Annotated in this window: 20 protein-coding genes and 2 pseudogenes; 5 read left to right on the forward strand and 17 right to left on the reverse strand. The window is 71.9% G+C overall.

What is annotated here, in order from left to right:
• A pseudogene (locus ACFO9I_RS22930) lies at positions 1-1,317 on the forward strand (hypothetical protein); the annotation flags it as partial.
• Positions 1,318-1,405: 88 nt separating this feature from the next.
• Here the strand turns inward: ACFO9I_RS22930 and ACFO9I_RS22935 are convergent.
• Complete coding sequence (locus tag ACFO9I_RS22935) at positions 1,406-2,449, reverse strand: alpha/beta hydrolase (protein ID WP_379185205.1); 1,044 nt, start codon at positions 2,447-2,449, stop codon at positions 1,406-1,408.
• Positions 2,450-2,625: 176 nt separating this feature from the next.
• The gene (locus ACFO9I_RS22940) at positions 2,626-3,903 is read right to left on the reverse strand and encodes an ATP-binding protein (RefSeq protein ID WP_379185207.1); all 1,278 of its coding nucleotides are present in this window, start codon (positions 3,901-3,903) and stop codon (positions 2,626-2,628) included.
• Between the two features lie 95 nt (positions 3,904-3,998).
• Here ACFO9I_RS22940 and ACFO9I_RS22945 point away from each other — a divergent pair, with 95 nt between their 5' ends.
• From ACFO9I_RS22945 to ACFO9I_RS22955, 3 genes are all read left to right on the forward strand, one after another.
• Complete coding sequence (locus tag ACFO9I_RS22945) at positions 3,999-6,158, forward strand: RNA degradosome polyphosphate kinase (RefSeq protein ID WP_379185208.1); 2,160 nt, start codon at positions 3,999-4,001, stop codon at positions 6,156-6,158.
• A 79-nt stretch (positions 6,159-6,237) separates the two neighbouring features.
• A complete protein-coding gene (locus tag ACFO9I_RS22950) occupies positions 6,238-6,855 on the forward strand; it encodes a DUF47 domain-containing protein (RefSeq protein ID WP_379185210.1) in 618 nt (205 codons plus the stop codon).
• A gap of 4 nt (positions 6,856-6,859) precedes the next feature.
• Positions 6,860-7,858, forward strand: coding sequence for an inorganic phosphate transporter (locus tag ACFO9I_RS22955; RefSeq protein WP_379185212.1), 999 nt, complete (start codon positions 6,860-6,862; stop codon positions 7,856-7,858).
• Positions 7,859-7,968: 110 nt separating this feature from the next.
• Here the strand turns inward: ACFO9I_RS22955 and ACFO9I_RS22960 are convergent, their stop codons facing one another.
• The 6 genes from ACFO9I_RS22960 to ACFO9I_RS22985 all read right to left on the reverse strand — a co-directional run bounded on the left by ACFO9I_RS22960 (position 7,969) and on the right by ACFO9I_RS22985 (position 14,299).
• Positions 7,969-9,024, reverse strand: a complete 1,056-nt coding sequence (locus ACFO9I_RS22960; RefSeq protein ID WP_379185214.1) for a hypothetical protein — start codon at positions 9,022-9,024, stop codon at positions 7,969-7,971.
• 178 nt (positions 9,025-9,202) lie between these two features.
• Positions 9,203-9,982, reverse strand: a complete 780-nt coding sequence (gene pstB / locus ACFO9I_RS22965; protein WP_379185216.1) for a phosphate ABC transporter ATP-binding protein PstB — start codon at positions 9,980-9,982, stop codon at positions 9,203-9,205.
• 50 nt (positions 9,983-10,032) lie between these two features.
• The gene (pstA, locus tag ACFO9I_RS22970; protein WP_379185218.1) at positions 10,033-11,115 is read right to left on the reverse strand and encodes a phosphate ABC transporter permease PstA; all 1,083 of its coding nucleotides are present in this window, start codon (positions 11,113-11,115) and stop codon (positions 10,033-10,035) included.
• Entirely contained in the window at positions 11,112-12,071 is a 960-nt protein-coding gene (gene pstC / locus ACFO9I_RS22975; RefSeq protein WP_379185220.1) for a phosphate ABC transporter permease subunit PstC, read from the reverse strand. Before pstC ends, pstA begins: the two co-directional genes overlap by 4 nt.
• 98 nt (positions 12,072-12,169) lie before the next feature.
• The gene (gene pstS, locus ACFO9I_RS22980; RefSeq protein ID WP_379185222.1) at positions 12,170-13,270 is read right to left on the reverse strand and encodes a phosphate ABC transporter substrate-binding protein PstS; all 1,101 of its coding nucleotides are present in this window, start codon (positions 13,268-13,270) and stop codon (positions 12,170-12,172) included.
• Positions 13,271-13,438: 168 nt separating this feature from the next.
• Positions 13,439-14,299 carry an NUDIX hydrolase gene (locus ACFO9I_RS22985; protein ID WP_379185224.1) on the reverse strand — a complete coding sequence of 287 codons (861 nt, stop codon included), beginning with the start codon at positions 14,297-14,299 and terminating at the stop codon, positions 13,439-13,441.
• 42 nt (positions 14,300-14,341) lie between these two features.
• Here ACFO9I_RS22985 and ACFO9I_RS22990 point away from each other — a divergent pair, with 42 nt between their 5' ends.
• Positions 14,342-15,403, forward strand: a complete 1,062-nt coding sequence (locus ACFO9I_RS22990) for a hypothetical protein (RefSeq protein ID WP_379185225.1) — start codon at positions 14,342-14,344, stop codon at positions 15,401-15,403.
• Positions 15,404-15,501: 98 nt separating this feature from the next.
• Here the strand turns inward: ACFO9I_RS22990 and ACFO9I_RS22995 are convergent, their stop codons facing one another.
• From ACFO9I_RS22995 to ACFO9I_RS23035, 9 genes and pseudogenes are all read right to left on the reverse strand, one after another.
• The gene (locus tag ACFO9I_RS22995; RefSeq protein ID WP_379185227.1) at positions 15,502-17,709 is read right to left on the reverse strand and encodes a heavy metal translocating P-type ATPase; all 2,208 of its coding nucleotides are present in this window, start codon (positions 17,707-17,709) and stop codon (positions 15,502-15,504) included.
• On the reverse strand, positions 17,699-18,628 hold the full coding sequence (locus tag ACFO9I_RS23000; protein ID WP_379185229.1) for a hypothetical protein: 930 nt from the start codon (positions 18,626-18,628) through the stop codon (positions 17,699-17,701). Before ACFO9I_RS23000 ends, ACFO9I_RS22995 begins: the two co-directional genes overlap by 11 nt.
• On the reverse strand, positions 18,625-18,831 hold the full coding sequence (locus ACFO9I_RS23005) for a cation transporter (protein WP_379185231.1): 207 nt from the start codon (positions 18,829-18,831) through the stop codon (positions 18,625-18,627). The genes ACFO9I_RS23000 and ACFO9I_RS23005 overlap by 4 nt, the downstream gene beginning before the upstream one ends.
• Positions 18,832-18,857: 26 nt before the next feature.
• A complete protein-coding gene (locus ACFO9I_RS23010; RefSeq protein WP_379185233.1) occupies positions 18,858-19,151 on the reverse strand; it encodes a metal-sensitive transcriptional regulator in 294 nt (97 codons plus the stop codon).
• Between the two features lie 66 nt (positions 19,152-19,217).
• Positions 19,218-19,382, reverse strand: coding sequence for a hypothetical protein (locus tag ACFO9I_RS23015; RefSeq protein WP_379185234.1), 165 nt, complete (start codon positions 19,380-19,382; stop codon positions 19,218-19,220).
• Between the two features lie 240 nt (positions 19,383-19,622).
• On the reverse strand, positions 19,623-19,826 hold the full coding sequence (locus tag ACFO9I_RS23020) for a cold-shock protein (RefSeq protein ID WP_028650227.1): 204 nt from the start codon (positions 19,824-19,826) through the stop codon (positions 19,623-19,625).
• A 307-nt stretch (positions 19,827-20,133) separates the two neighbouring features.
• A complete protein-coding gene (locus ACFO9I_RS23025) occupies positions 20,134-20,769 on the reverse strand; it encodes a DUF305 domain-containing protein (protein ID WP_379185236.1) in 636 nt (211 codons plus the stop codon).
• 76 nt (positions 20,770-20,845) lie between these two features.
• Complete coding sequence (locus ACFO9I_RS23030) at positions 20,846-21,637, reverse strand: thioesterase family protein (RefSeq protein WP_379185238.1); 792 nt, start codon at positions 21,635-21,637, stop codon at positions 20,846-20,848.
• 88 nt (positions 21,638-21,725) lie between these two features.
• Positions 21,726-22,034 (reverse strand): annotated as a pseudogene (locus ACFO9I_RS23035) (hypothetical protein); the annotation flags it as partial.

Consider the following 22,034-nt stretch of genomic DNA (forward strand, 5'->3'; position numbering starts at 1 on the left):
CGCGCCGCCGCCGAGCAGGCCACCGCACGCGCCGCGGCCGAGCAGGCCGCCCGGGCCCTGGCCGACATCGCCGCCGAGGCGCACGAGCACCGGATGCGCGCCGAGGAGGACGCGCGCACCCGCGCGGTCGCCGCCGCCCGGGCCCAGGAGGAGCGCGAGGCCGCCGAGCGGGCCGCCCGCGAGCAGGCCGACGCCGCCACTGCGGCAGCCGCAGCAGTCGAAGCGGCGCACACGGCGGCCGACGAGCACGCTGCGGCCACCGCAGAGGCCCACCGCCTGCGCGTTGCCGCGGACGAGCAGGCTCGCGAGCACGCCGAGGCCGCCGTGGCCGCGCACAAGGCCCGGACCCTCGCCGAGACCGCCGCCGCGGACGCCGTCGCTGCCCGCGAGGCCGCCGAGCACGACGCCCGGGCCGCGCTCGAGCGCGCCGCCGCGGCCACCGACGAGAAGGCGTCGGCCGAGCGCCGGGCCCGTGAGGTGCTCGACGCCGCCGCCCGCGAGGCGACCAGTCACGCCGCGGCGCTCGCCGACGCGCTCCGGGCCCGCACCGACGCGGAGGCCGCCGTCGCCGAGCAGGCACGGGCCCGCGCCGACGCCGACCGGATCGTCGAGGAGCGCGCCCTCGACCGGGCCACCGTCGAGGCGGCCGTGCGCCACCAGGCCGAGCTCGCCGAGGAGGCGATGCGCGAGCGCCGCGAGGCCGAGGACCGCGCCCGCGAGCTCGCCCTGGCCCTCGCCGAGACCCGTGCGCTGCTCCTCGACGAGCTGACCACCCGCCGGCGCTGGTGGCAGCGCACCACCCCCGTGGTGCTGCCGCCGCTGCCGGCCACGGCCGCCGAGGCCGAGCCGGTCGCCTCCACTGCCTCTCCTGCGACCGCGACGGCCGTCGACGACGAGCCGGTCACCTTCGACGTCCCCGCCCGCAGCGTCGCGACCTCGATCGGGCTGGGCCTGGCCGCGATCGCGGCGGCCGCGGTCGCGGCGTACTCCTTCAGCGGCGCCGGGCCGGACCGCACCGTGGGCGTGGTGGCGACCGTGTGCGCCGTGCTGCTGGCCATCCCCGCGATCCGGACCCGTCCCCCGCGCTCGCACGTGCGCATCGACCACGGGGTGGTCGACATCGTGGCCGGAGAGCGGCAGCACCGCTTCGACCTGGGCAACGAGGGCACCGCCCTCGAGCTGGTCGGCACCCCCGGCGAGCGCGACTGGAAGGTGCTGTTCCTGCGTCGCGGGCTCGAGCCGGTGACCGTGGACGCGCGGATGGTGGACGGGGTCGCGTTCACCGAGGCGCTGCGGGCCTGGCGCCCGGGCCTCTGAGCCGGGCTCTGAGCCGGACGGGACGTCATGCGAATCGTGGGTCTTAGCCCACGATTCGCATGACGTCCGCCTGACCTCGGGCGCCCGGTCAGGCCAGCGCGGCCTTGAGCCTCGCGGCGATCTCGGCGTTGGCGGCGCGGCTGGAGCGGGCGGTGCCGACGATGTTGAAGAACCCGTGGATCTGGTCGGGGAACCGCTTCAGCTCCACGTCCACCCCCGCGTCGGCCAGCTTGCGGGCGTAGGCCTCGCCCTCGTCGCGCAGCGGGTCGAAGCCGGCGGTGACGACGTACGCCGGGGCGAGGCCGGCCGGCAGGTCGGCGTACAGCGGCGAGAGCCGCGGGTCGCGCGGGTCGACGCCCGGCGGCACGTAGTTGGCGGTGGCGAGGTCCATGAAGTCCCGGGTCAGGTAGAACCCCTCGGCGAACGTCGCGCGGCTGCCCGCGGTCGCCGTGTGGTCGGTGCCCGGGTAGACGAGCAGCTGGAACGCCAGCGGCAGCCCCTCGCGGGCCGCCTCGATCGCGGTGGTCGCGGCCAGGCACCCGCCGGCCGAGTCGCCGCCGACGGCCAGCCGCTGCGGGTCGGCGCCCACCGAGTCGGCGTTGGCGACCAGCCAGCGGTACGCCGCCAGCGCGTCGTCGTACGCCGCGGGGAACGGCGCCTCGGGCGCGAGCCGGTAGTCGACCGCGAGCACCCGCACCCCGCTCTGCTCGGCCAGGAACCGGCAGGCGGCGTCGTGGGAGTCGAGGTCGCCGTAGACCCAGCCGCCGCCGTGCAGGAACAGCAGCGCCGGCCCGGTGGCGGGCGCATCGGTCGGGACGTAGAGCCGGGCGGGCAGGTCGCCCACCGTCAGGCTGCGGACCGCGCCGATCGGCTGCCTGCCGCCCGTCATCGAGGAGTGCCGCAGGATCGCCGCGCGCCCCTCCGGGATCGGGAGCGTCTCGGCGCCGGCCTCGCGCGCCAGCCGCTGCAGCCGCAGCGCCAGCTGGGTGTCGGTGGCGAGGGTCTGCCCGTCGCGGACGACGGGCTTGCCGGCGAGCCGGCGCTGCACCGGCTCCGGCAGCGCCATCGCGCCGCGCAGGCTCAGCGTCTTGAGTCGGTGGTTCGCGTCGGCCATCCGCTGCTTGAACGTCACGGGCGCACCCTAACGACGTCCAACCCCGAAGAGCGGGGCGGTGGTCGCCGGTGGACGACCGTCGGTGGGCGATGCCGCGGCTTCTAGGGGGTAGTCCGGCACGTTTCGACGTACAGGTGGGTAGTCCGGCACGTTTTCGGCGCGGACCTGACGAGAAGGTGCCGGACTATCCGTCCTCAGGGACGCAGGGTGGCCACGAAGACATGCCGTCCGCCGGCCAGGCTCCGGGACTCCACGGTCAGCTCGACCACCGTCTCGGTGCCGTCGCTGCGCAGCGCGGGGACGGAGACCGGCTGGCCCAGCAGCGGTGCGCGGCCGGTGGCCAGGTGCATGGTGAAGCCCGCGAGGTGGGCCTGCCGGAAGCGGGACGGGATGATCCACAGGAGCCGGCGACCGACCAGCTCCGCCTCGTCGGCGTACCCGAGCATCGCCAGCGCCGGCTTGCTCACCGCGACGATCCCGTTGGTGTCGTCGGCGGCGATCACCGCCTCGCCGGAGCGCGAGACCTGCTCGCCGGCCCAGTCGAGCGGCGTACGCACCGGCGGCGGAGCCGCCTCGCTCTGGTCCACCCAGGGCAGCGGCTGCCCGCCCCTGCTCTGCCGCTCGACCTCCTCGCACACCCAGCGCCGGAACGCCCGGATCTCGGGCTGCGTCGGCGGGTTGAGGAACTCGCCGGAGTCGGCGAGCGCCAGCGCCGCGTCGAGGGTCTCGTCGAGGACCCGGAAGTGGGCCAGCGCGTCGAGCGGCACCGCCAGCACCTCCCGCTCGCTGGACACGCCCGGCTCGACGGCCGTGGCCATCACCTGGTCGGGGTCCTCGCCCACACCCGGGTCGGGCAGGTGGTCGAGCAGCAGCGAGATCGCCTCGCTCGAGGCGGCGTGCGCCTGCAGGCCGTCGAGGTCGGTCTCGTCCCCGAGGCTGGCGAGGAGGTACTCCCGCAGCAGCGCCTCGGCGTGCTGGTGCCACGCGACGTGCAGCAGCAGCGGCACGTTCCTCAGCTCGACGCACACCATGCCCCGCTCGTCGCGGCGGCTCAGCACCTGGAGCTCCCCGAGTCCGTCCCCGTCGTACGTCGTCAGCTCGCCCTCGCCCGCACCCGCGGCCAGCTCGAACCACACCGTCTTGCCGGCGTCGTGGCTGTCCACGCCCCATCGGTCGACGGTGCTCTGCAGCAGCCGCAGCCCGCGGCCGGTCCCGGCGAGCGCGTCGTTGTGGCGGACCGTGGGCAGCTGGTCGCTCCCGTCGCTGACCTCGACCCGCAGCCCGGTCTCGCCGAGCGCGGTCGCGACGTCGATGCGGGTCCCGGCGTGCACGAGGGCGTTGGTGACCACCTCGGTCACGACCAGCTCGGCGGCCTCGAGCAGGTCGTCGCGGCCCGCACCGGTCAGCAGCTCACGCACCTGGCGACGCGCGTCACCGACGCTGGACGGATGGGGGTCGAAGCTGCGGTGCACGCGATGTGCGGGATCCTCCACAAGGGGAGTTGTACCCGATCAGGGGGGTCGTGAACGTCATCTCTCGTTCACCCGGCGGTGCGACACTGAAGGGCATGAGCCCCGAGAGCGTGCCGAGCGTCGCCCACTCCGTCGAGGAGGTCGGAGGACACGAGACGTTCGACGTCGAACCGCCGTACTTCCCCGACGACGAGGAGCTCGCCGCCGTCGAGAAGTACGAAGACCGCTTCCTGGACCGCGAGCTGTCCTGGCTGCACTTCAACCAGCGCGTCCTCGAGCTGGCGGAGGACCCCGACCTGCCGCTGCTCGAGCGGGTGCGGTTCCTGGCCATCTTCACCAGCAACCTCGACGAGTTCTTCATGGTCCGGGTGGCGGGCCTCAAGCGCCGCATCGCCGCCGGCCTGGCCGTCCGGGCGGCGTCGGGGCTGATGCCGCGCGAGGTGCTCGAGCAGATCTGGACCACCAGCCGCGGGCTCATGGAGCGGCACGCCCGGCAGTTCAGCGAGGAGATCGTGCCCGCCCTGCGCGACGCCGGCATCCAGCTGGTGCGCTGGGACGACCTGGACCGCGACGAGCAGAAGTTCTGCAAGCGGCTGTTCCGCGACCGGGTCTTCCCCGTGCTCACGCCGCTGGCCGTCGACCCGGCCCACCCGTTCCCCTACATCTCCGGGCTCTCGCTCAACCTCGCCGTGCTGGTCCGCAACCCCAAGACCGGCAAGGAGCACTTCGCCCGGGTCAAGGTGCCGCCGATCTTCGCCAGGTTCGTGCCACTGGGCAACCAGCGGTTCGTGCCGCTGGAGGACGTGATCCGCCAGCACCTCAACCGGCTGTTCCCCGGCATGGACGTCCTGGAGGTGCACAGCTTCCGGGTCACCCGCAACGAGGACCTCGAGGTCGAGGAGGACGACGCCGAGAACCTCCTCGCCGCGCTGGAGAAGGAGCTGCTGCGGCGCCGCTTCGGCCCGCCGGTGCGGCTCGAGGTCGAGGAGTCGATCTCCCCGGCCGTCCTCGACCTCCTGGTCAGCGAGCTCGGCATCACCGAGGAGGAGGTCTTCCACCTCAACGGGCCGCTGGACCTGCGCGGGCTGCACGACATCGCCGACCTGCCGCGCGAGGAGCTGAAGTACCCCGCCTTCGTCCCGACCACCCACCCGCGGCTCGCCGAGGTCGAGTCGGCCGCGCCCGTGGACGTGTTCAAGGCCGCGCGGCGCAACGACGTGCTGCTGCACCACCCCTACGACTCCTTCGCGACGTCGGTGCAGCGCTTCATCGAGCAGGCCGCCGCCGACCCGCACGTGCTCGCGATCAAGCAGACGCTCTACCGCACCTCGGGGGACTCGCCGATCATCGACGCCCTCATCGACGCCGCCGAGGCCGGCAAGCAGGTGCTGGTGATCGTGGAGATCAAGGCCCGGTTCGACGAGCAGGCCAACATCCGCTGGGCGCGCAAGCTGGAGCAGGCGGGCTGCCACGTGGTCTACGGCCTGGTCGGGCTCAAGACCCACTGCAAGCTCTCCCTGGTGGTCCGCGACGAGCCCGACGGGATCCGCCGCTACGCCCACATCGGCACCGGCAACTACAACGGCAAGACCGCCCGCATGTACGAGGACCTCGGCCTGATCACCACCGACGAGCTGGTCACCGAGGACGTCGCCCACCTCTTCAACAACCTGTCGGGCTGGTCGCGCAACGCGATCTACGGCCAGCTGCTCGTCGCCCCCGACTCCGTCCGCGTCGGCCTGGTCGAGCAGATCCACCGCGAGATCCACCACCACCAGGCCGGGCGCCCGTCAGGCATCCGCTTCAAGGCCAACTCGATCGTCGACGAAGGGGTCATCGACGCGCTCTACCTGGCCTCCCAGGCGGGGGTCCCGATCCAGCTGCTGGTGCGGGGCATCTGCGCGCTGCGGCCCGGCGTACCCGGCCTGTCGGAGACGATCGAGGTGCGGTCGGTGCTCGGGCGGTTCCTCGAGCACAGCCGGGTCTACTGGTTCGAGAACGCCGGGGAGCCCGTCGCCTGGATCGGCTCGGCGGACATGATGCACCGCAACCTCGACCGGCGCGTGGAGGTGCTGGTGCGGCTGCCCGACGGCGAGAACGTCGAGGCCGTCGGCCGGCTGCTCGACCTCGCCTTCGACCCCGACACCAGCGCCTGGCTGCTGGACAGCACCGGCACGTGGGCCGGCAACGAGGGTGGCGTGCATCTCCAGGAGACGCTCATCGAGCGTCAGCGGCGGCGTCGTACGTCCGCTTGACACGGCCCTCACTTGCATCTTTCGCGATCGCACCCCCTAGCATGATGGCCGTTCTTCTCCTCCTCACCAGGAGTTCTCCGTGGGTTTGCGATTCCGCCCGGTTGACACGACTTTCTACGACCTCTTCACCGAGTCCGCACAGCACCTGGTCACAGGCGCCGGACTGCTCGCCGAAATGCTCAGCGACCCCGCTGACCACGAGGACGTGGCGCGACGGATGCGCGAGGCCGAGCACCAGGCCGACGAGACCACGCACGCCATCGTCCGGCGTGTGAACAGCACGTTCGTGACGCCGTTCGACCGCGAGGACATCTACGCCCTCGCCTCTGGCCTCGACGACGTGATGGACATGATGGACGAGGTCGTCGACCAGATCCTGCTCTACGAGGTCAAGGTGCTGCCGTCCGAGCTGTCGGCGCAGGTCGAGGTCATCCAGCGCTGCGCGGAGATCACCGCCGCCGCGATGCCGCAGCTGCAGTCGATGCAGTCGCTCGACGAGTACTGGATCGAGATCAACCGACTCGAGAACGCCGGCGACAAGAACCACCGCCGCACGCTCGCCAACCTCTTCTCCGGCGAGTTCAAGGCGATGGAGGTGCTCAAGCTCAAGGACATCGTCGAGTCCCTCGAGGCTGCCATCGACGCCTTCGAGAAGGTCGCCAACATCGTGGAGCAGATCGCGGTCAAGGAGTCCTGAAAGCATGGACATCGCGATCGTCATCGCGGTAGTCGTCGTTGCCCTGAGCTTCGACTACACCAACGGTTTCCACGACGCGGCCAACGCGATCGCCACCTCGGTGTCGACGCGGGCGCTGACGCCGCGCGTCGCGCTGCTGCTGGCTGCGGTCATGAACTTCGTCGGCGCGCTCCTCGGACAGGAGGTCGCGCACACGGTCAGTGACACGATCGTGCCGCCCGACGGCAACGCCGGCCTGATCGTCGTGCTCGCAGGGTTGCTCGGCGCGATCGCCTGGAACCTCATCACCTGGTACTTCGGCCTGCCCTCGTCGTCCTCGCACGCCCTGATCGGCGGGCTGGTGGGCGCCGCGCTGGCCGCCGGCGCCGCCGTGCACTGGAAGACGATCCTCGACAAGGTCGTCATCCCGATGGTCGCCTCACCCATCGTGGGCTTCGTGCTGGCGTTCCTGGTGATGCTCTCGATCATGTGGATCTTCAGGCGCCGCAACCCGCACCGGGTCTTCCGGGGCTTCCGGATGTCGCAGACCCTCTCCGCCGCGGCGCTCGCGCTCGGCCACGGCCTCCAGGACGCCCAGAAGACGATGGGCGTGATCTTCCTGGCGCTGGTCGCCTCCGGCCACGCCTCGGCCGACGACCCGCTGCCGCTGTGGGTCGTGATCTGCGCCGCGAGCGCGATCTCGCTCGGCACCTACTCCGGTGGCTGGCGCATCATGCGCACCCTCGGCCGCCGCATCATCCACCTCGACCCCGCCCGCGGCTTCTCCGCCGAGTCGGTCGGTGCCGCAGTGCTCTACACGACGGCCTTCGTCTGGCACGCGCCGATCTCGACCACCCACGTGATCACGTCCTCGATCATGGGTGCCGGCGCCACCAAGCGCTTCTCCGCCGTCCGCTGGGGCGTGGCCCGCTCGATCGTCACCGCCTGGGTCCTCACCTTCCCGGCGGCCGGCCTGGTCGCGGCGCTCTGCTACGGGATCCTGCACGTGACGATCCCCGTCTGAGACGGGATAGTCCGGCACGTTTTCCGACCTGGGCCCGCCCGGGGCGATAGTCCGGCACGTTTTCTGACCAGCGTCCGTCAGAAGCGTGCCGGACTATCCGATTTCAGGCCTCACCCGGCCCGGTAGCGCAGCACCCGGTCGCGCTGGTTCTCGGTCAGGACACGCCGGGCCGCCACGGTGGAGGTGTCGATCCACCAGGCCGGCTGGTCCAGCGTCCAGCTCCTGCACGACTCGGGGATCCGGGCCGCTCGGGTGTACGCCGCGTGGATGCGGGCGACCAGGGCCACCGGGTCGGCGTGGTCGGCCGCGGTCATCGCGACGTACTCCAGGCCGTGCTCGCGCAGGACCGCCTCCCGCACCTCGTCACGCCGGCGCTGGGCCTCGACGAGGTGCAGCGGTCCGTCGTACTCACCGATCACCCCCGCCTCCGCGTCGAACAGGTCCGGCGTCGCGAGGTGGCGTCCGTGCGGGTCGAAGATCGGCACGTTGCACAGCGGCCTCGGCCGGTTCGCGTCGAGCACCCAGATGAGTCGCATCAGGCTCTCCTGCGGCGACCAGGAGTTCTCGCTGGCCAGGCCCAGCGCCTCCCGGCAGCACGGGATGCCGGTCCACGTGCCCAGCGTGGCGGCGTACTCGGCTGCCTCGTCGACGGACACCAGGTCGTCGTGGGCCGCCATGTCCAGCGCCAGCACGCCACGTCGTACGTCGCGCGCGTAGCGCACCTCGAAGCACACCGCGCGCACGAGCGTCGTGATGCGCAGCCCGTCGATCTCCGTCAGGTCCCGGGGGTCGAGCCCCTCCTCGCAGATCTGCACGCCGGGACGGCTCCGGACGTTGCCACCGATGGCCAGGGTGACCGGCCGGAGGGCGTGGCCGCCCTCGGCGAGCCCGCCGAACCACCGACCCCCGGCCCATCGCAGTGCGGCCCACCCCGTGACACCGCCGTACGCCGGAAGGAGCGCCGCCGCCTCGACGATCCGCTGCTCGGGGAGAGCCGGGTCGAGGTGGCCCGGCACGTAGAGGCCCCTCGAGGACCGTCGCCACCGCTCCGCACCGACCTGGGTCGGACTGGGGCCGGCTGCGCCCGACGGGTCGACCCGCACCGGGGCGACCAGGTGCGGGCGGGCGGGGTGGAACGGGGGCGGTTGGAACGGGGCACTGGACATGCCGCCAGCGTCGGGACCGGGGCGCCGCGCTGCGACCGGTCATCCACAGGCGGGGCCAGGAAGGCGATAGTCCGGCACGTTGTGGACGGTTCCTGCCCCACGGACAGGACGAAACGTGCCGGACTACCCAGAGAAATCCGGCCCGCCATCAGAAACGTGCCGGACTATCCGACGAGAATCAGCCGAAGCGACCCGAGATGTACGCCTCGGTCGACTCGTTGTCGGGGTTCGTGAACATCTTCTTGGTGGGGTTGAACTCGACCAGGTGGCCGGGCTCGCCGGTCGCCTTGAGGTTGAAGAAGCCGGTGTCGTCGGACACGCGCGCGGCCTGCTGCATGTTGTGGGTGACGATCACGATCGTGTAGTCCGACTTCAGCTCGTGGATCAGGTCCTCGATCGCGGAGGTGGAGATCGGGTCGAGCGCCGAGCACGGCTCGTCCATGAGCAGGACCTGCGGCTCCACGGCGATGGCGCGGGCGATGCAGAGGCGCTGCTGCTGGCCGCCCGAGAGGCCCATGCCGGGCTTGCCGAGCCGGTCCTTTACCTCGGCCCACAGGTTGGCGGCGCGCAGCGACTTCTCGACGATGTCGTCGGACTCGGACTTCTTCAGCTTCTTCGCGTTCAGCCGGTTGCCCGCCAGCACGTTGTCGTAGATCGACATCGTGGGGAACGGGTTGGGCCGCTGGAAGACCATGCCGATCTGGCGGCGCACGGCGACCGGGTCGACCGACGCGTCGTACAGCGACTGGCCGTCGACCATGATCTTGCCCTCGACCCGGGCACCGGGGATCACCTCGTGCATCCGGTTCAGCGAGCGCAGCATCGTGGACTTGCCGCAGCCCGAGGGGCCGATGAACGCGGTCACCGAGCGCGCCTTGATGGTCATGTTGACACCCTGCACGGCGAGGAAGTCGCCGTAGTAGATGTTCAGGTCCGAGACGTCGATGCTCTTGGCCATGGTCTGAGTGTTCCTTGTCTGTCGAAGGGGAGGGGCCCGGGATCTCCGGGTCAGCCCTTCTTGGGGGTGAAGAACTTGCCGACGACCCGCGCGAGCAGGTTCAGCACCATCACGATGACGATGAGGACGAGCGCGGCGCCCCACGCCCGGGCGATGCCCGGCGCCTCCGTGCTGCCCGCCGGCGCGACGCCCGGCTGGGTGAACGAGTAGTAGATGTAGACCGGCAGCGTGGTCATCCGCTCGTTGAACAGGTTGGCGTTCACCGAGTCGGTCTTGCCGGCGATCACCAGCAGCGGTGCCGTCTCGCCGATCACACGCGCGACCGCGAGCGTGACACCGGTGATGATGCCGCCCATCGCGGTGGGCAGCACGACCTTGGTGATGGTGCGCCACTTCGGCACGCCCAGGGCGTACGACGCCTCGCGCAGGTCGGCCGGCACCAGGCGCAGCATCTCCTCGGTCGCGCGCACGACGATCGGAATCATCAGCAGCGACAGCGCCACCGAGCCACCGAAGCCCATCCGCGTCTCCGGCCCGAAAAGCAGCACGAACAGCGCCAGGGCGAAGAGGCCGGCCACGATCGAGGGGATGCCGGTCATCACGTCCACCAGGAACGTGATCCAGCGGCCCAGCCGGGTGCCCTTGCCGTACTCCACGAGGTAGATCGCCGCGAAGATGCCCACCGGGACCGAGATGACCGCGGCCGCGGCGGTGACCAGCAGGGTGCCGATCAGGGCGTGGTAGATGCCGCCGCCCTCGCCGACGATGTTGCGCATGGAGTAGGTGAGGAACTCGCCGTCGATGACCGACGCGCCCTCCGCGACCACGGTCCAGACGAGCCAGACCAGCGGCAGCACGGCGACGCCGAACGACGACCAGACCAGCGCGGTCATCAGGCGGTCGACGGCGGCGCGGCGGTTCTCGACGGCCAGCGACCAGGCCGGCAGCCCGACCAGGAACAGGACCAGTGCGAGCGCCAGCCAGCCGACGAGGCTCCAGCCGAGCAGCATCGCCGGCAGGCCGGCGGCGGCGACGGCGAGGACCACCACCAGGGTGGGGGCCCACTTCGGCAGCAGCGGGTGGGAGAGCCGCATCGGGGCGGCCAGGTCACGGGTGGCCTCGGTCGTGCTCATCGCGCCATCCTCCGTTCGTTGCGGCCCACGACCCACCGGGCGGCGAAGTTCACCGCGAACGTGAAGGCGAACAGCACCAGTCCGGTGGCGATCAGCACGTGCAGCTTGTCGGGCGTGGCCTCGGCGAAGCTCGACGCGATGTTCGAGGCCACGGTCGCGGGGTTGGTGTTGGAGATCAGGTTCAGGGTCACGATCGGCGAGGCGGAGAGCACCATGGCCACCGCCATCGTCTCGCCGAGCGCGCGGCCCAGGCCGAGCATGACCGCGGAGACCATGCCCGAGCGGGCGTAGGGGAAGACCGAGAGCCGGACCATCTCCCAGCGGGTCGCGCCCAGCGCGAGCGCGGCCTCCTGGTCCAGCCGCGGCGTCTGCGCGAAGACCTCCCGCGAGATCGCGGTGATGATCGGCAGGATCATGATCGCCAGCACGATGCCGGCGGTGAAGATGGTGCGGCCGGTCACCGAGGGCGGGCCGGCGAAGAACGGGATGAACGACAGGTGGTCGTAGAGCCACTCGTGGACCGGCACCAGCCAGGTCGCCAGCGAGCGGGCGCCCCACAGGCCGAACACCACCGACGGGACGGCGGCGAGCAGGTCGATCACGTAGGCGACCGGCACGGCCAGCCGGCGGGGCGCGTAGTGGGAGATGAACAGCGCGATCCCGAAGGCGAACGGCACGGCCAGGATCAGCGCGAGCACCGCCGCGAGGATGGTGCCGTAGATCAGCGGCCCGACGTAGCTGAGGAAGCTGTCGTTGGGCGCGTACGTGCCGGCGGGCAGGCCGAGCCCGGGCACGCCCTCGATGGTGAGGAAGACGAAGACGCCGGCGAGGGCGGCGAGGATGACCAGACCGGCTGCCTTGGCCGTGCCTGCGAACAGGCGGTCGCCGCGGCTGCGGGGTGGCTTCCCCGAGACCTGCTCCGGAGCCCCCTGGGGGGCGGCGGTGGTGACGGACACGGTGCTCCTTGGACTGCTGGTCGATCAGGGGAACGCCAACGTGCGGCGGACCGGCGAACCGGCCCGCCGCACCCCGGCGTACGAACTGTCGGTGATGGCTACTTCGCCGCGATCTTGTCGACGATCGAGGCGGCCTCCTGCTGCAGGCTGGACTCGAGCGGGGCCGAGCCGGCCTGGTCCGCGGCGGCCTGCTGGCCCTCCTCGGACACGACGTAGGAGAGGTAACCCTTCACCAGGGCCGCGTCGCTCGCCTTGTCGTAGTGCTGGCAGGCGATGAGGTACGACGTCAGCGAGATCGGGTAGGTGCCCGACTCGGTGGAGGTGCGGTCGACCTCGATGGCCATGTCGGTGTCGCCGCGACCCTCGACGCGCGGGGAGAGGGCGAGCACCTTCGCGGCGCCCTCGGCGGACGGGGCGTTGTACTCCGAGCCGACCTTGATGGCGGCGACGCCGAGGTCACCGGCCTGGCTCTCGTCGGCGTAGCCGATGGTGCCGTTGCCGGCCTTGACCGCGGCCACCAGGCCCGAGGTGCCCTCGCCGGCCTCGCCACCCTTGATCGGCCAGACGCCGTCGGCGTCCCACTTCCACGCACCCTCGCTCGCCTGGTTGAGGTAGTCGGTGAAGTTCTCGGTGGTGCCCGAGTCGTCGGAGCGGTGGACCGGGGTGATGGTCTCGTCCGGGAGGTCGGCGTCCGGGTTGTCCTGCGCGATCTCCGGGTCGTTCCACTTGGTGATCTTGCCGGCGAAGATGTCGGCGAGGACGGGGGCGGACAGCTGCAGGTTGTCCACGCCGTCGAGGTTGTAGACGACCGCGATGGGGCTGACGTACGCCGGGACCTCGATCGGGTCCTCGCCGCCGCAGCGCTCCATGGCCTTGTCGAGCTCGCCCTCGTCGGTGCTCAGGGCGGCATCGGAACCGGCGAACATGTAGGCGCCGGAGATGAAGTTCTCGCGACCCGTGCCCGAGCCGACCGGGTCGTAGTTGACGGTGACGCCGTCACCGTTGGCGCTCTGGAAGCCGGCGCGCCACGCCCCCTGCGCGGACTCCTGGGCCGACGAGCCACCGCCGTTGAGGGTCCCGCTGAGGCTCGAGTCGCCGCTGTCGCTGCTGGACTCGTTGCCGGCTGCGCAGGCGGACAGCGCCAGCGTCAGGGCGGCGATACCGGGCACGACTGCCCGGCGGATGGAAGTGCTCTTCACTTCGTTCTCCTGATGTCTCTCTCGGGGATGACAGCAGGGACGCTAAGGAGCGCAGGTGTCCGGCTACGGGGTCGTCGGTGAACGAGGGGTGAACTCGAACCGCCCACTCGTCAACAGAGCGGGACCGGTGAGACGGCGATCACGTGAACAAGGCTCGGGACCCTTGACTCAGCGGACCTGATGGGCCTCGGTCGCGACCACCTTGCCCTTGCGCAGGTGCACGACGAGCAGGCCCGCGGGCTCCAGCTGCGGGTCCTCGATCCCGAGGGCGTCGAACACCGCCGGCAGCACCGGCCGGTGGGTGCACAGCACGGCTCCCTCGTCGCCGTGGACGAGGTCGTCGACGGTCGCGAGCACCGACTCCGCGGTGGCGTCCTCCTCGCTCAGCCCGTGGTCCAGCTCGAGCTTCCAGCTGGTGGTGTCGGCGTACGGCTGGACCGACTGGACGCAGCGGGTGCTGCTCGAGCTGACCACCCGGCTGACGTCGTACGCCGCGAGCACCGGCACCAGCCGCTGGGCCTGGGTCTGCCCGGCCACCACGAGCGGGCGGAGCCGGTCGTCGTGCCGCCACGCCTTGCGGGAGCGGGCGGCGCCGTGCCGCAGCACCACCAGGGCGTGCGTCCTGCGTCGCTGCCGCAGCGCCTCGGTGAGCGTCTCGCGGTCGTGGGGGTAGGTCAGCCGTGCGCACGCCTCGTCGATCCCGACCCACTCGACGGCGTCGATCTCGTCGTTGACGGCGTACCCGCTGACGTCGTCGTCCCCCACCACGCGGCCGGTCCAGTAGAAGACGGTCTTCATCCGGTTGTTGCCGTTCTGGTAGCGCTGCGAGCCCAGCGGCGGGCCGAGCCGCACGTGCAGGCCGGTCTCCTCGGCGACCTCGCGGACCGCGGCGGCGGTGGGGTGCTCCCCCCGGTCGAGCTTGCCCTTGGGGAACGACCAGTCGTCGTACCTCGGCCGGTGCACGAGCAGGACCTTGCGGCCCGGCCGGAAGACCACGACGCCGGCGGCGAGCACGTCCCTCAGTGGCATGCCGCTAGTCTCACACCACCTCGCCCCAGGACAGGAGACCCCGTGCGCAAACGCCTCACGATCGCCGTCGTGGCGGTGCTCGTGGGGGTGCTGGTGCTGGGGCTGGCCATCGGCGGGCTGCTGTGGTGGCGTGCCCAGCCGTCCACCGACCTGCAGCGCGCCGCCTCGATGGCACCGTCGGACGCCGAGCGGCTCTCCTGGACCGACTGGTCGGGGATCCGCCGCGTGTTCGGCACCCCGCTGACCGCCGACTCGTCGGTGGGCCAGCTGGAGCGCTTCCTGGACCGCGGCTACGAGCGGGACCTCACGTCGACCTCGGCGCTGGTGCAGTCGGCGCCGGTGCTGCAGGAGAGGTACGGCTTCTCCCCCGCGACCGCGGACTGGGAGCTGTTCAGCCAGTCGGGCAAGGGCGCGGTCGTGATGATCCACCTCCCCGACGACGCCGACTTCGACGAGATCGGCGACGACCTCGCCCGGGTCGGCTACACCCGCCCGTCCTCCGACACCGGCGTGTGGCGCGGCGGCGCGGACCTGATGAACGCCATCGGGCCGGACCTGACCCCCGAGCTCCAGCACGTCGCCCTGGTCCCCGACGAGCACCTCGTGCTGACCAGCGACAACGCCGCCTACCTGGCCTCCTCGGTGGACGGTCTCGACGGGGACGGCGCCTCCTCGGACCTGACCGACGTCGTCGACGCCAGCGGCTCGCCCCTCTCCGCGTCCGTGTACGCCGGCGACTACACCTGCTCGGCGCTGGCGATGAGCCAGGCCGACCAGAACGACCAGGACGTCGCCGACGAGCTGCTCGCCGACGCCGGTGAGGTGAACCCGATCAAGGGGTTCGCGATGTCGGTGCAGACCGACCGGCGGGTCCGGGTGGTGATGTCCTTCGAGACCGACGAGCAGGCGCGGACCAACGCCGACACGCGCGCCACCCTGGCCGCCGGCCCGGCTCCCGGTCAGGGCGGCGACTTCCGGGACCGGTTCTCGGTGGACTCCGTGACCGCCGACGGCCGGCTGGTCACGATGAGCCTGGTGCCGAAGGAGGGCCAGTACGTGCTCTCCGACCTGAGCACCGGGCCGGTCCTCTTCGCCACCTGCTGATCGCCGACCCGTCGCAGCTTCACGCCAGCACATCGTCGACCCGTCGTGAATTCACGACAGGTCGACGTTCTCCCCGGTCAACGTGCGACGGGTCGGCGTCAGGAGAAGCGGCGCAGGCGCAGGCTGTTGGACACCACGAAGACGGACGAGAACGCCATCGCGGCGCCGGCCAGCATCGGGTTGAGCAGCCCGGCCGCGGCCAGCGGCAGCGCGGCCACGTTGTAGGCGAACGCCCAGAACAGGTTGCCCTTGATCGTGGCGAGCGTGCGCCGGGCCAGCCGCACCGCGTCCGCGGCCACCACCAGGTCGCCCCGCACCAGTGTCAGGTCGCTGGCCTCGATGGCGACGTCCGTGCCGGTGCCCATCGCGAGCCCGAGGTCGGCCTGGGCCAGCGCGGCGGCGTCGTTCACCCCGTCGCCGACCATCGCCACCACCCGGCCCTCGTCCTGCAGCCGCTTGACCACGTCCACCTTCCCGGCGGGCAGCACGTCGGCGACCACCTCGTCGATGCCGACCTCGGCGGCGACCGCCCGGGCCGCGCGCTCGTTGTCACCGGTCAGGAGCACGGGCTCCAGCCCGAGGTCGCGCAGGGCACGCACGGCGGCCGCGGACGTGGGCTTCACGGTGTCGGACACCACGAGCACGCCGCGCGCCCGGCCGTCCCAGCCGACCGCGACCGGCGTACGCCCCTCGGCCTGCGCCGACTCGACGGCGGCGACCAGGTCGGCCGGCAGCTGCTGGGACCGGTCGGCGAGCAGGCGGGGCCGCCCGACCAGCACCTCCCGGCCCTCGACGACGCCCTGGACCCCGAGACCCTCGACGTTCGCGAACCGGGAGGCGTCGGGAAGCTCCCCGGCACCCTCGACGACCGCTCGGGCCACCGGGTGCTCGGAGCCGGCCTCCAGGGCGGCGGCGAGGCGGCGTACCTCCTCCGGGGACTCCCCCGCGGCGGCCACCACCGAGACCAGCGCCATCCGGCCGGTGGTGACGGTGCCGGTCTTGTCCAGCACGACCGTGTCGACCCGACGGGTGGACTCGAGCACCTCCGGCCCCCTGATCAGGATCCCGAGCTGCGCACCGCGACCGGTGCCGACCATGAGCGCTGTCGGCGTCGCCAGCCCCAGCGCGCACGGGCAGGCGATGATCAGCACCGACACCGCCGCGGTGAACGCCGCCGACGCCCCGGCCCCCGCGCCGAGCCAGAAACCGAGGGTCCCGACGGCGAGCGCGATCACGACCGGCACGAAGACGCCGGAGATCCGGTCGGCGAGGCGCTGCACGTCGGCCTTGCCGTTCTGGGCCTCCTCGACCAGCCGGGCCATCTGGGCGAGCTGGGTGTCCGCGCCGACCCGGGTGGCGCGCACGACGAGCCGCCCGCCGGCGTTGACGGTCGCGCCGGCCACCTCGTCACCGGGTCCGACCTCGACCGGGACCGGCTCCCCGGTCAGCATCGAGGCGTCGACCGCGGACGTGCCCCGCTCGACGACCCCGTCGGTCGCGACCTTCTCCCCCGGACGCACCACGAAGAGCGTCCCGACGCCGAGCTGGTCGGCCGGCGCCTGCCGCTCGCGGCCGTCCTCGAGCAGGGTGACCTCCTTGGCCCCCATCTCCAGCAACGCGGCCAGCGCGGCCCCGGCGCGGCGCTTGGACCGCTTCTCGAACCATCGGCCGGCGAGCAGGAACGTCGTCACCCCGGCGGCGGCCTCGAGGTAGATGTTGTCGAGGCCGTCGGTGCGCTGCACGGTCAGCTCGAAGGGGTGCGTCATGCCGGGCGTGCCCGCCGTGCCCCAGAACAGCGCGACCAGCGACCAGCCGAACGCCGCGAGCACCCCCATCGACACCAGCGTGTCCATGGTGGAGGCGCCGTGCCGGAGGTTGGTCCAGGCGGCCCGGTGGAAGGGCCAGCCGCCCCAGACCACGACCGGCGCGGCCAGCGTCAGCGACGCCCACTGCCAGTAGTCGAACTGCAGCGCCGGCACCATCGCCAGCAGCACCACCGGCAGGGTCAGCACGGCGGAGACGACCAGGCGCTGCCGCAGCGCGTCGAGCTCGACGTCGGCCTCGTCCCGGTGACCGGGCCGGTCGGGAGCGGGCGGAGCCGGCAGCCGCGCCGAGTAGCCGGCCGCCTCGACGGTGGCGAGCAGCTCGTCGGTGGTCACGGTCTCGGGGTAGGTGACCTTCGCCTTCTCGGTGGCGTAGTTGACGGTGGCGACGACCCCGTCGAGCTTGTTGAGCTTGCGCTCGATCCGGTTGGCGCAGGAGGCGCAGGTCATCCCCGCGATGGTGAGCTCGACGTCAGTGACCATGGTCGGCCTCCCCGGGGGTCTCGTGCGACCCGAGCGCCTCGTCGCCCACGTGCACGGTGAACGCCGCGGTGCGCACGACGCCCTCGTGGCGGAAGTCCAGGAAGAGCCGGTAGGACCCCGCGCTCGGCACGTCGGCGTGGAACACGACCTCCGGGCCGGCCGGGACCTCGCCCGGCTCGCCGTCCGGGTGCACGTGCAGGTAGCCCAGGTCGCCGGCCCGCAGCGCCACCAGGTGGCCGTAGGCGCCCAGGTAGGGCTGGAGGTCGGTGACCGGCTCACCGGCCCGCGCCACGGTCAGCGCGAGCCGGGCCTCGGCACCGGCGGTCAGGTCACCGGCCAGCCGGACCTCGTAGCCGTCCACGGTGGCGACCCGCCGCTCGGGGCCGAGCGGCGCCGGGGCGAAGCCGCCCGGCACGGACAGGTCCTGCCCCAGGGTCAGGGGCTCACCCCCGGCGGGTGTGAAGTCTGCGACGACCCGCCAGACGCCGGGCGTGAGGCGTACGTCGGTGGACCACCGGCCGCTGCCCGGGTCGAGGCGCGGGTGGACGTGCTGGAAGCCGGTCAGGTCGCGGCGTACGACGACCAGGTGCAGCCGCTTCTCGTGCACCACGTCGTACGCCGTGACCGGCGCGCCGTCCGGCCCGCTGATCGTGAACGCGAGGCGTTGCCGCCCCGGCGCGAGGGTCGGGTCGGCCAGGGTGAGGACGTAGCCGTCCTCGGCCGACTGCAGCGCCCCCACCGGCGTGGTCCCGCTGGTGTCCATGTCGTGGCCGGCGGTGGTGCCGGTCATGTCGTGGCCGTCGTCGGCGTCGGCCACGTCGAGCGGCCCGACCAGGCGGCCGAGGCCCAGGGCGAGCGCGAAGACCGCCACCAGGCCGGCGAGGAAGCCGGCCACGCGCAGCGGCGTGCTCGCGCTCATGCCAGGGCGTACCCCGCCTCTGCCACGGCGGCCTCGACGGCCGCGCGGTCGAGCGGGGCGGCGCTGGTGACGGTGACCGTGCCGGTCTCCAGGACGACGTCGACGTCCTCGACGCCGTCGATCTCGGCGACCTCCTCCGAGACGGAGGCGACGCAGTGGCCGCAGGTCATGCCGGTGACGGTCCAGGTGCTCTGGGTGCTCACGAAGATCTCCTCGGGTCCGGTGGTGGTCAGGAACGGACCAGTCGTGCGATCGCGTCGACCGCCTCGCTGACCTTCTCGCGCGCCTCGTCGTCACCCGCGCGGGCGGCGTCGACCACGCAGTGGTTCATGTGCTCCTCCAGCAGGCCGATCGAGACGGCGTGCAGGGCCTTGGTCATCGCGGAGACCTGGGTGAGGATGTCGATGCAGTACTTCTCCTCCTCGACCATCCGCTGCAGACCGCGCGCCTGCCCCTCGATGCGGCGCAGCCGCTTGAGGTAGTCGTCCTTGCGGTGGATGTAGCCGTGCTGGTGCTCTGCCATGCCACCACGATACCCCCCTACGGTATGACACCCAACCGGAGGAGGTGGTCCGGAGAGCGGAGGAGGCTAGCTGGCCTGGCGCGGCTCGGGAGCGACGCCGAGGATCTCGTCGATCTGCTCGGCGGGCAGGTGTTCGTCGGCCTCGCTGGCGGCGATGATCAGGTTGGTGGTCAGCTCCACCTCGCCGAGCAGGTCGGCGTCTTCGAGAGTGACGTCGAACTGATCGTGCACCTTCTTGGCTCCCTTGGGTCATGCGTGGTCGGACATCCCCCGTGCCACAAGGGTGCCCGACGCCCCGCGGAATCAAACCCTCGGGCGCAAATCTGACCCGTTTGGGGGACAGCAACCACCCGGCCGGGTCAGGGGCCCAGCCGGCCGTCCGCAGGCCCGGAAATGGGACGAGGCCCCACCCGACCGGGTGGGGCCTCGTTGAAGACGGACGACAGGTGCCGGCCGGTCCTCGGTCCGCGATCAGAGCGGACGGACGTTCTCCGCCTGGGGACCCTTGGGGCCCTGGGTGACGTCGAACTCGACCTTCTGGTTCTCGTCGAGGGACTTGTAGCCCTGCGACTGGATCGCCGAGTAGTGCACGAAGACGTCGTCGCCGCCGTCCTCCTGCGCAATGAAGCCGAAACCCTTCTCGGCGTTGAACCACTTCACGGTGCCCTGAGCCATTTGCTCGTTACTCCTTCATCGGGGCGAGAATCGTCACTTCGACGATCCGCATCAGATGCGGTGACACGTCGCTCCGACTGCGTGAGTGGCACACACGAAGAAGAAACGCCGTTGGATCACAAACTCCGCGGGCGTCAGACCTGCTGGAACTTGCACCTGTTGCACCACCGACACTACCAAGCCCCGCGTCCGGATCCAGTTTCCGGACAGGCATTTTCTCGCGGCGGCGCGTGAAGGTTCGGTCACGGCGGCGTGTCACGCCGGGAAACGACCCCCGATGGTGCTGCTGCGCCCGGGGGGCGGCGAGTCAGCCGAGCAGCTCCTGCATGGTGTCGATCTCCGCCGCCTGGCTGCTCTCGATCGACTTCGCGAGGCGTACGGCGTCGGGGAACCGGCCGTCCTCCTGCTCGGCCCGGGCCATCTCGATCGCCCCCTCGTGGTGGTCGATCATCATCTCCAGCCACATGTCCTGGAACTCCGAGTCCGACGCCGATGCCAGGTCGTCCATCTCCTCGGCCGACATCATCCCGGGCATCTCGTCGGCGTCGCCCATGCCGTGCATGCTGTGGGAGTCGGCGTTGGCGTGGTCGAGCGAGGTGGCCGGGACCTCCTCGCCCCAGGACGTGAGCCAGTCGCTCATCTGCTCCACCTCGGGCACCTGGGCGTCGCGGATCCCGGCGGCGAGCTCCTCGACCTCGGGGTCGAGGGGGCGGCCGCGGGTCATCTCGACCATCTGCACCGCCTGCGCGTGGTGCGGGATCATCTGCGTCGCGAAGGTGACGTCGGCGTCGGCGTACACGTCACCGTTGGCCGCGGTGCTTGTGGCAGCCGGCTGTGCCTCGCCGTCGGCGCCGTCGTTGCCGCACCCGGCCAGCGCGGTCGCGAGGATCGCGGCGAGCGCCACGGCGGCTGCTCGGGTCGGGATGGTCCTGCGGTGGGTCACGTCGTCTCCTGGGGGTCGGGGGTTGACGGCCGGGGGCCGCCTCCGAGCCTAGGAGGCCTCCCGAACCGTCCCCCGATCAGCCCAGGGGCCTGATCGTGAGGACCTGCGCGGCCTGCCCGACGGGGCCCTCCTGGTCGTGCAGCACGGTGGACGTCAGCCCGCAGCCGTCCTCGCCGAAGACCACGGTGGTGTCCAGGCCCACCCACAGTCCCCGCGGCTGCCGGAAGAGGTGCACGGACAGGTCGACGTTGGGGAACATCCAGGTCTTCGGCGACTCGCGCACGGCGATCCCGTTGGCGGTGTCGACGAGCGCGACGTACCGCGCCAGCTCGCTGGTGGGCTCCCCGGCCAGCAGCTCCAGGTGGGTGGTGACCCAGGCGGCGGCGCGCCCCTGCGCGGGCTCGGCGAGCGGGCGTACGTCGAGCGAGGCGATGTAGCCGCCCGGCCACACCGAGGTGAGCGGCCAGGACCCGAGGCCGTCCGGGGACGCGAGCGCGTCGGGCTGGCCGCCGGCCACCGCGCGGGTGTCGGTCGCGGCGAGCAGCCAGGCACGGACCCGGACCGCCGGTCGGCCCGCCGCGGTGACCACCGCCTCGACCAGCTCGATGGTGCGCCCGGGACGCACGACCGAGACCTCGAGCCCGAACTCCTCCAGCGCGATCACGCCCAGGATGTCGGCGGTGATCCGCCCGACCCGCAGCCCGTCCCCGCGCCGGGCGGCGGCGTCCCGCTCGATCTCGTGCACGACCAGACCGACCATGGGGCTGATGTGCTGCTCGGTCGGCGACCAGGCGCCGCCGGCCCAGTCGGTCGGGCGGAAGCGGTGCTCGCCCGCGCGCACGAAGTAGCTCTCGTCCGACTCGGTCATCCCACCCCTCCTGCCCCGGGGAGCTGCGACGACTCCCGGGAGACCGGGATCGGTAGGCCTGAATACATTCGGTTGATGGGTGACGGATCTACTTCGGTTGATCCCTGACACTCGTTTGCACTGTACGGCGCTGCTGCGGCGCCTGGGATCGCTCGACTCTCACCTCCCCGGGAGTGGTGCGTTTCTGGGTCCTGAGCAACTGGTCGCCGTCGTAGAACTGCAGCACCTGGTCGGTGACCCACACGTCGATCGGTCGGCCGGCGGCGGCGACGCCCAGGCACACCTGTTGCCAATTCACGCAGACCACCCCGACCGCGCTGGCCCGGCGGGCCACCCAGGTCCCGTCGGCGCGCGCCGGGTCCGGTCGGCTGGCCGGCGCGGGGACGCGCGGCGCGGT

This window comes from Nocardioides sp. GCM10023255, from assembly GCF_042653125.1.
In the GTDB taxonomy this organism is placed as follows: Bacteria; Actinomycetota; Actinomycetes; order Propionibacteriales; family Nocardioidaceae; genus Nocardioides.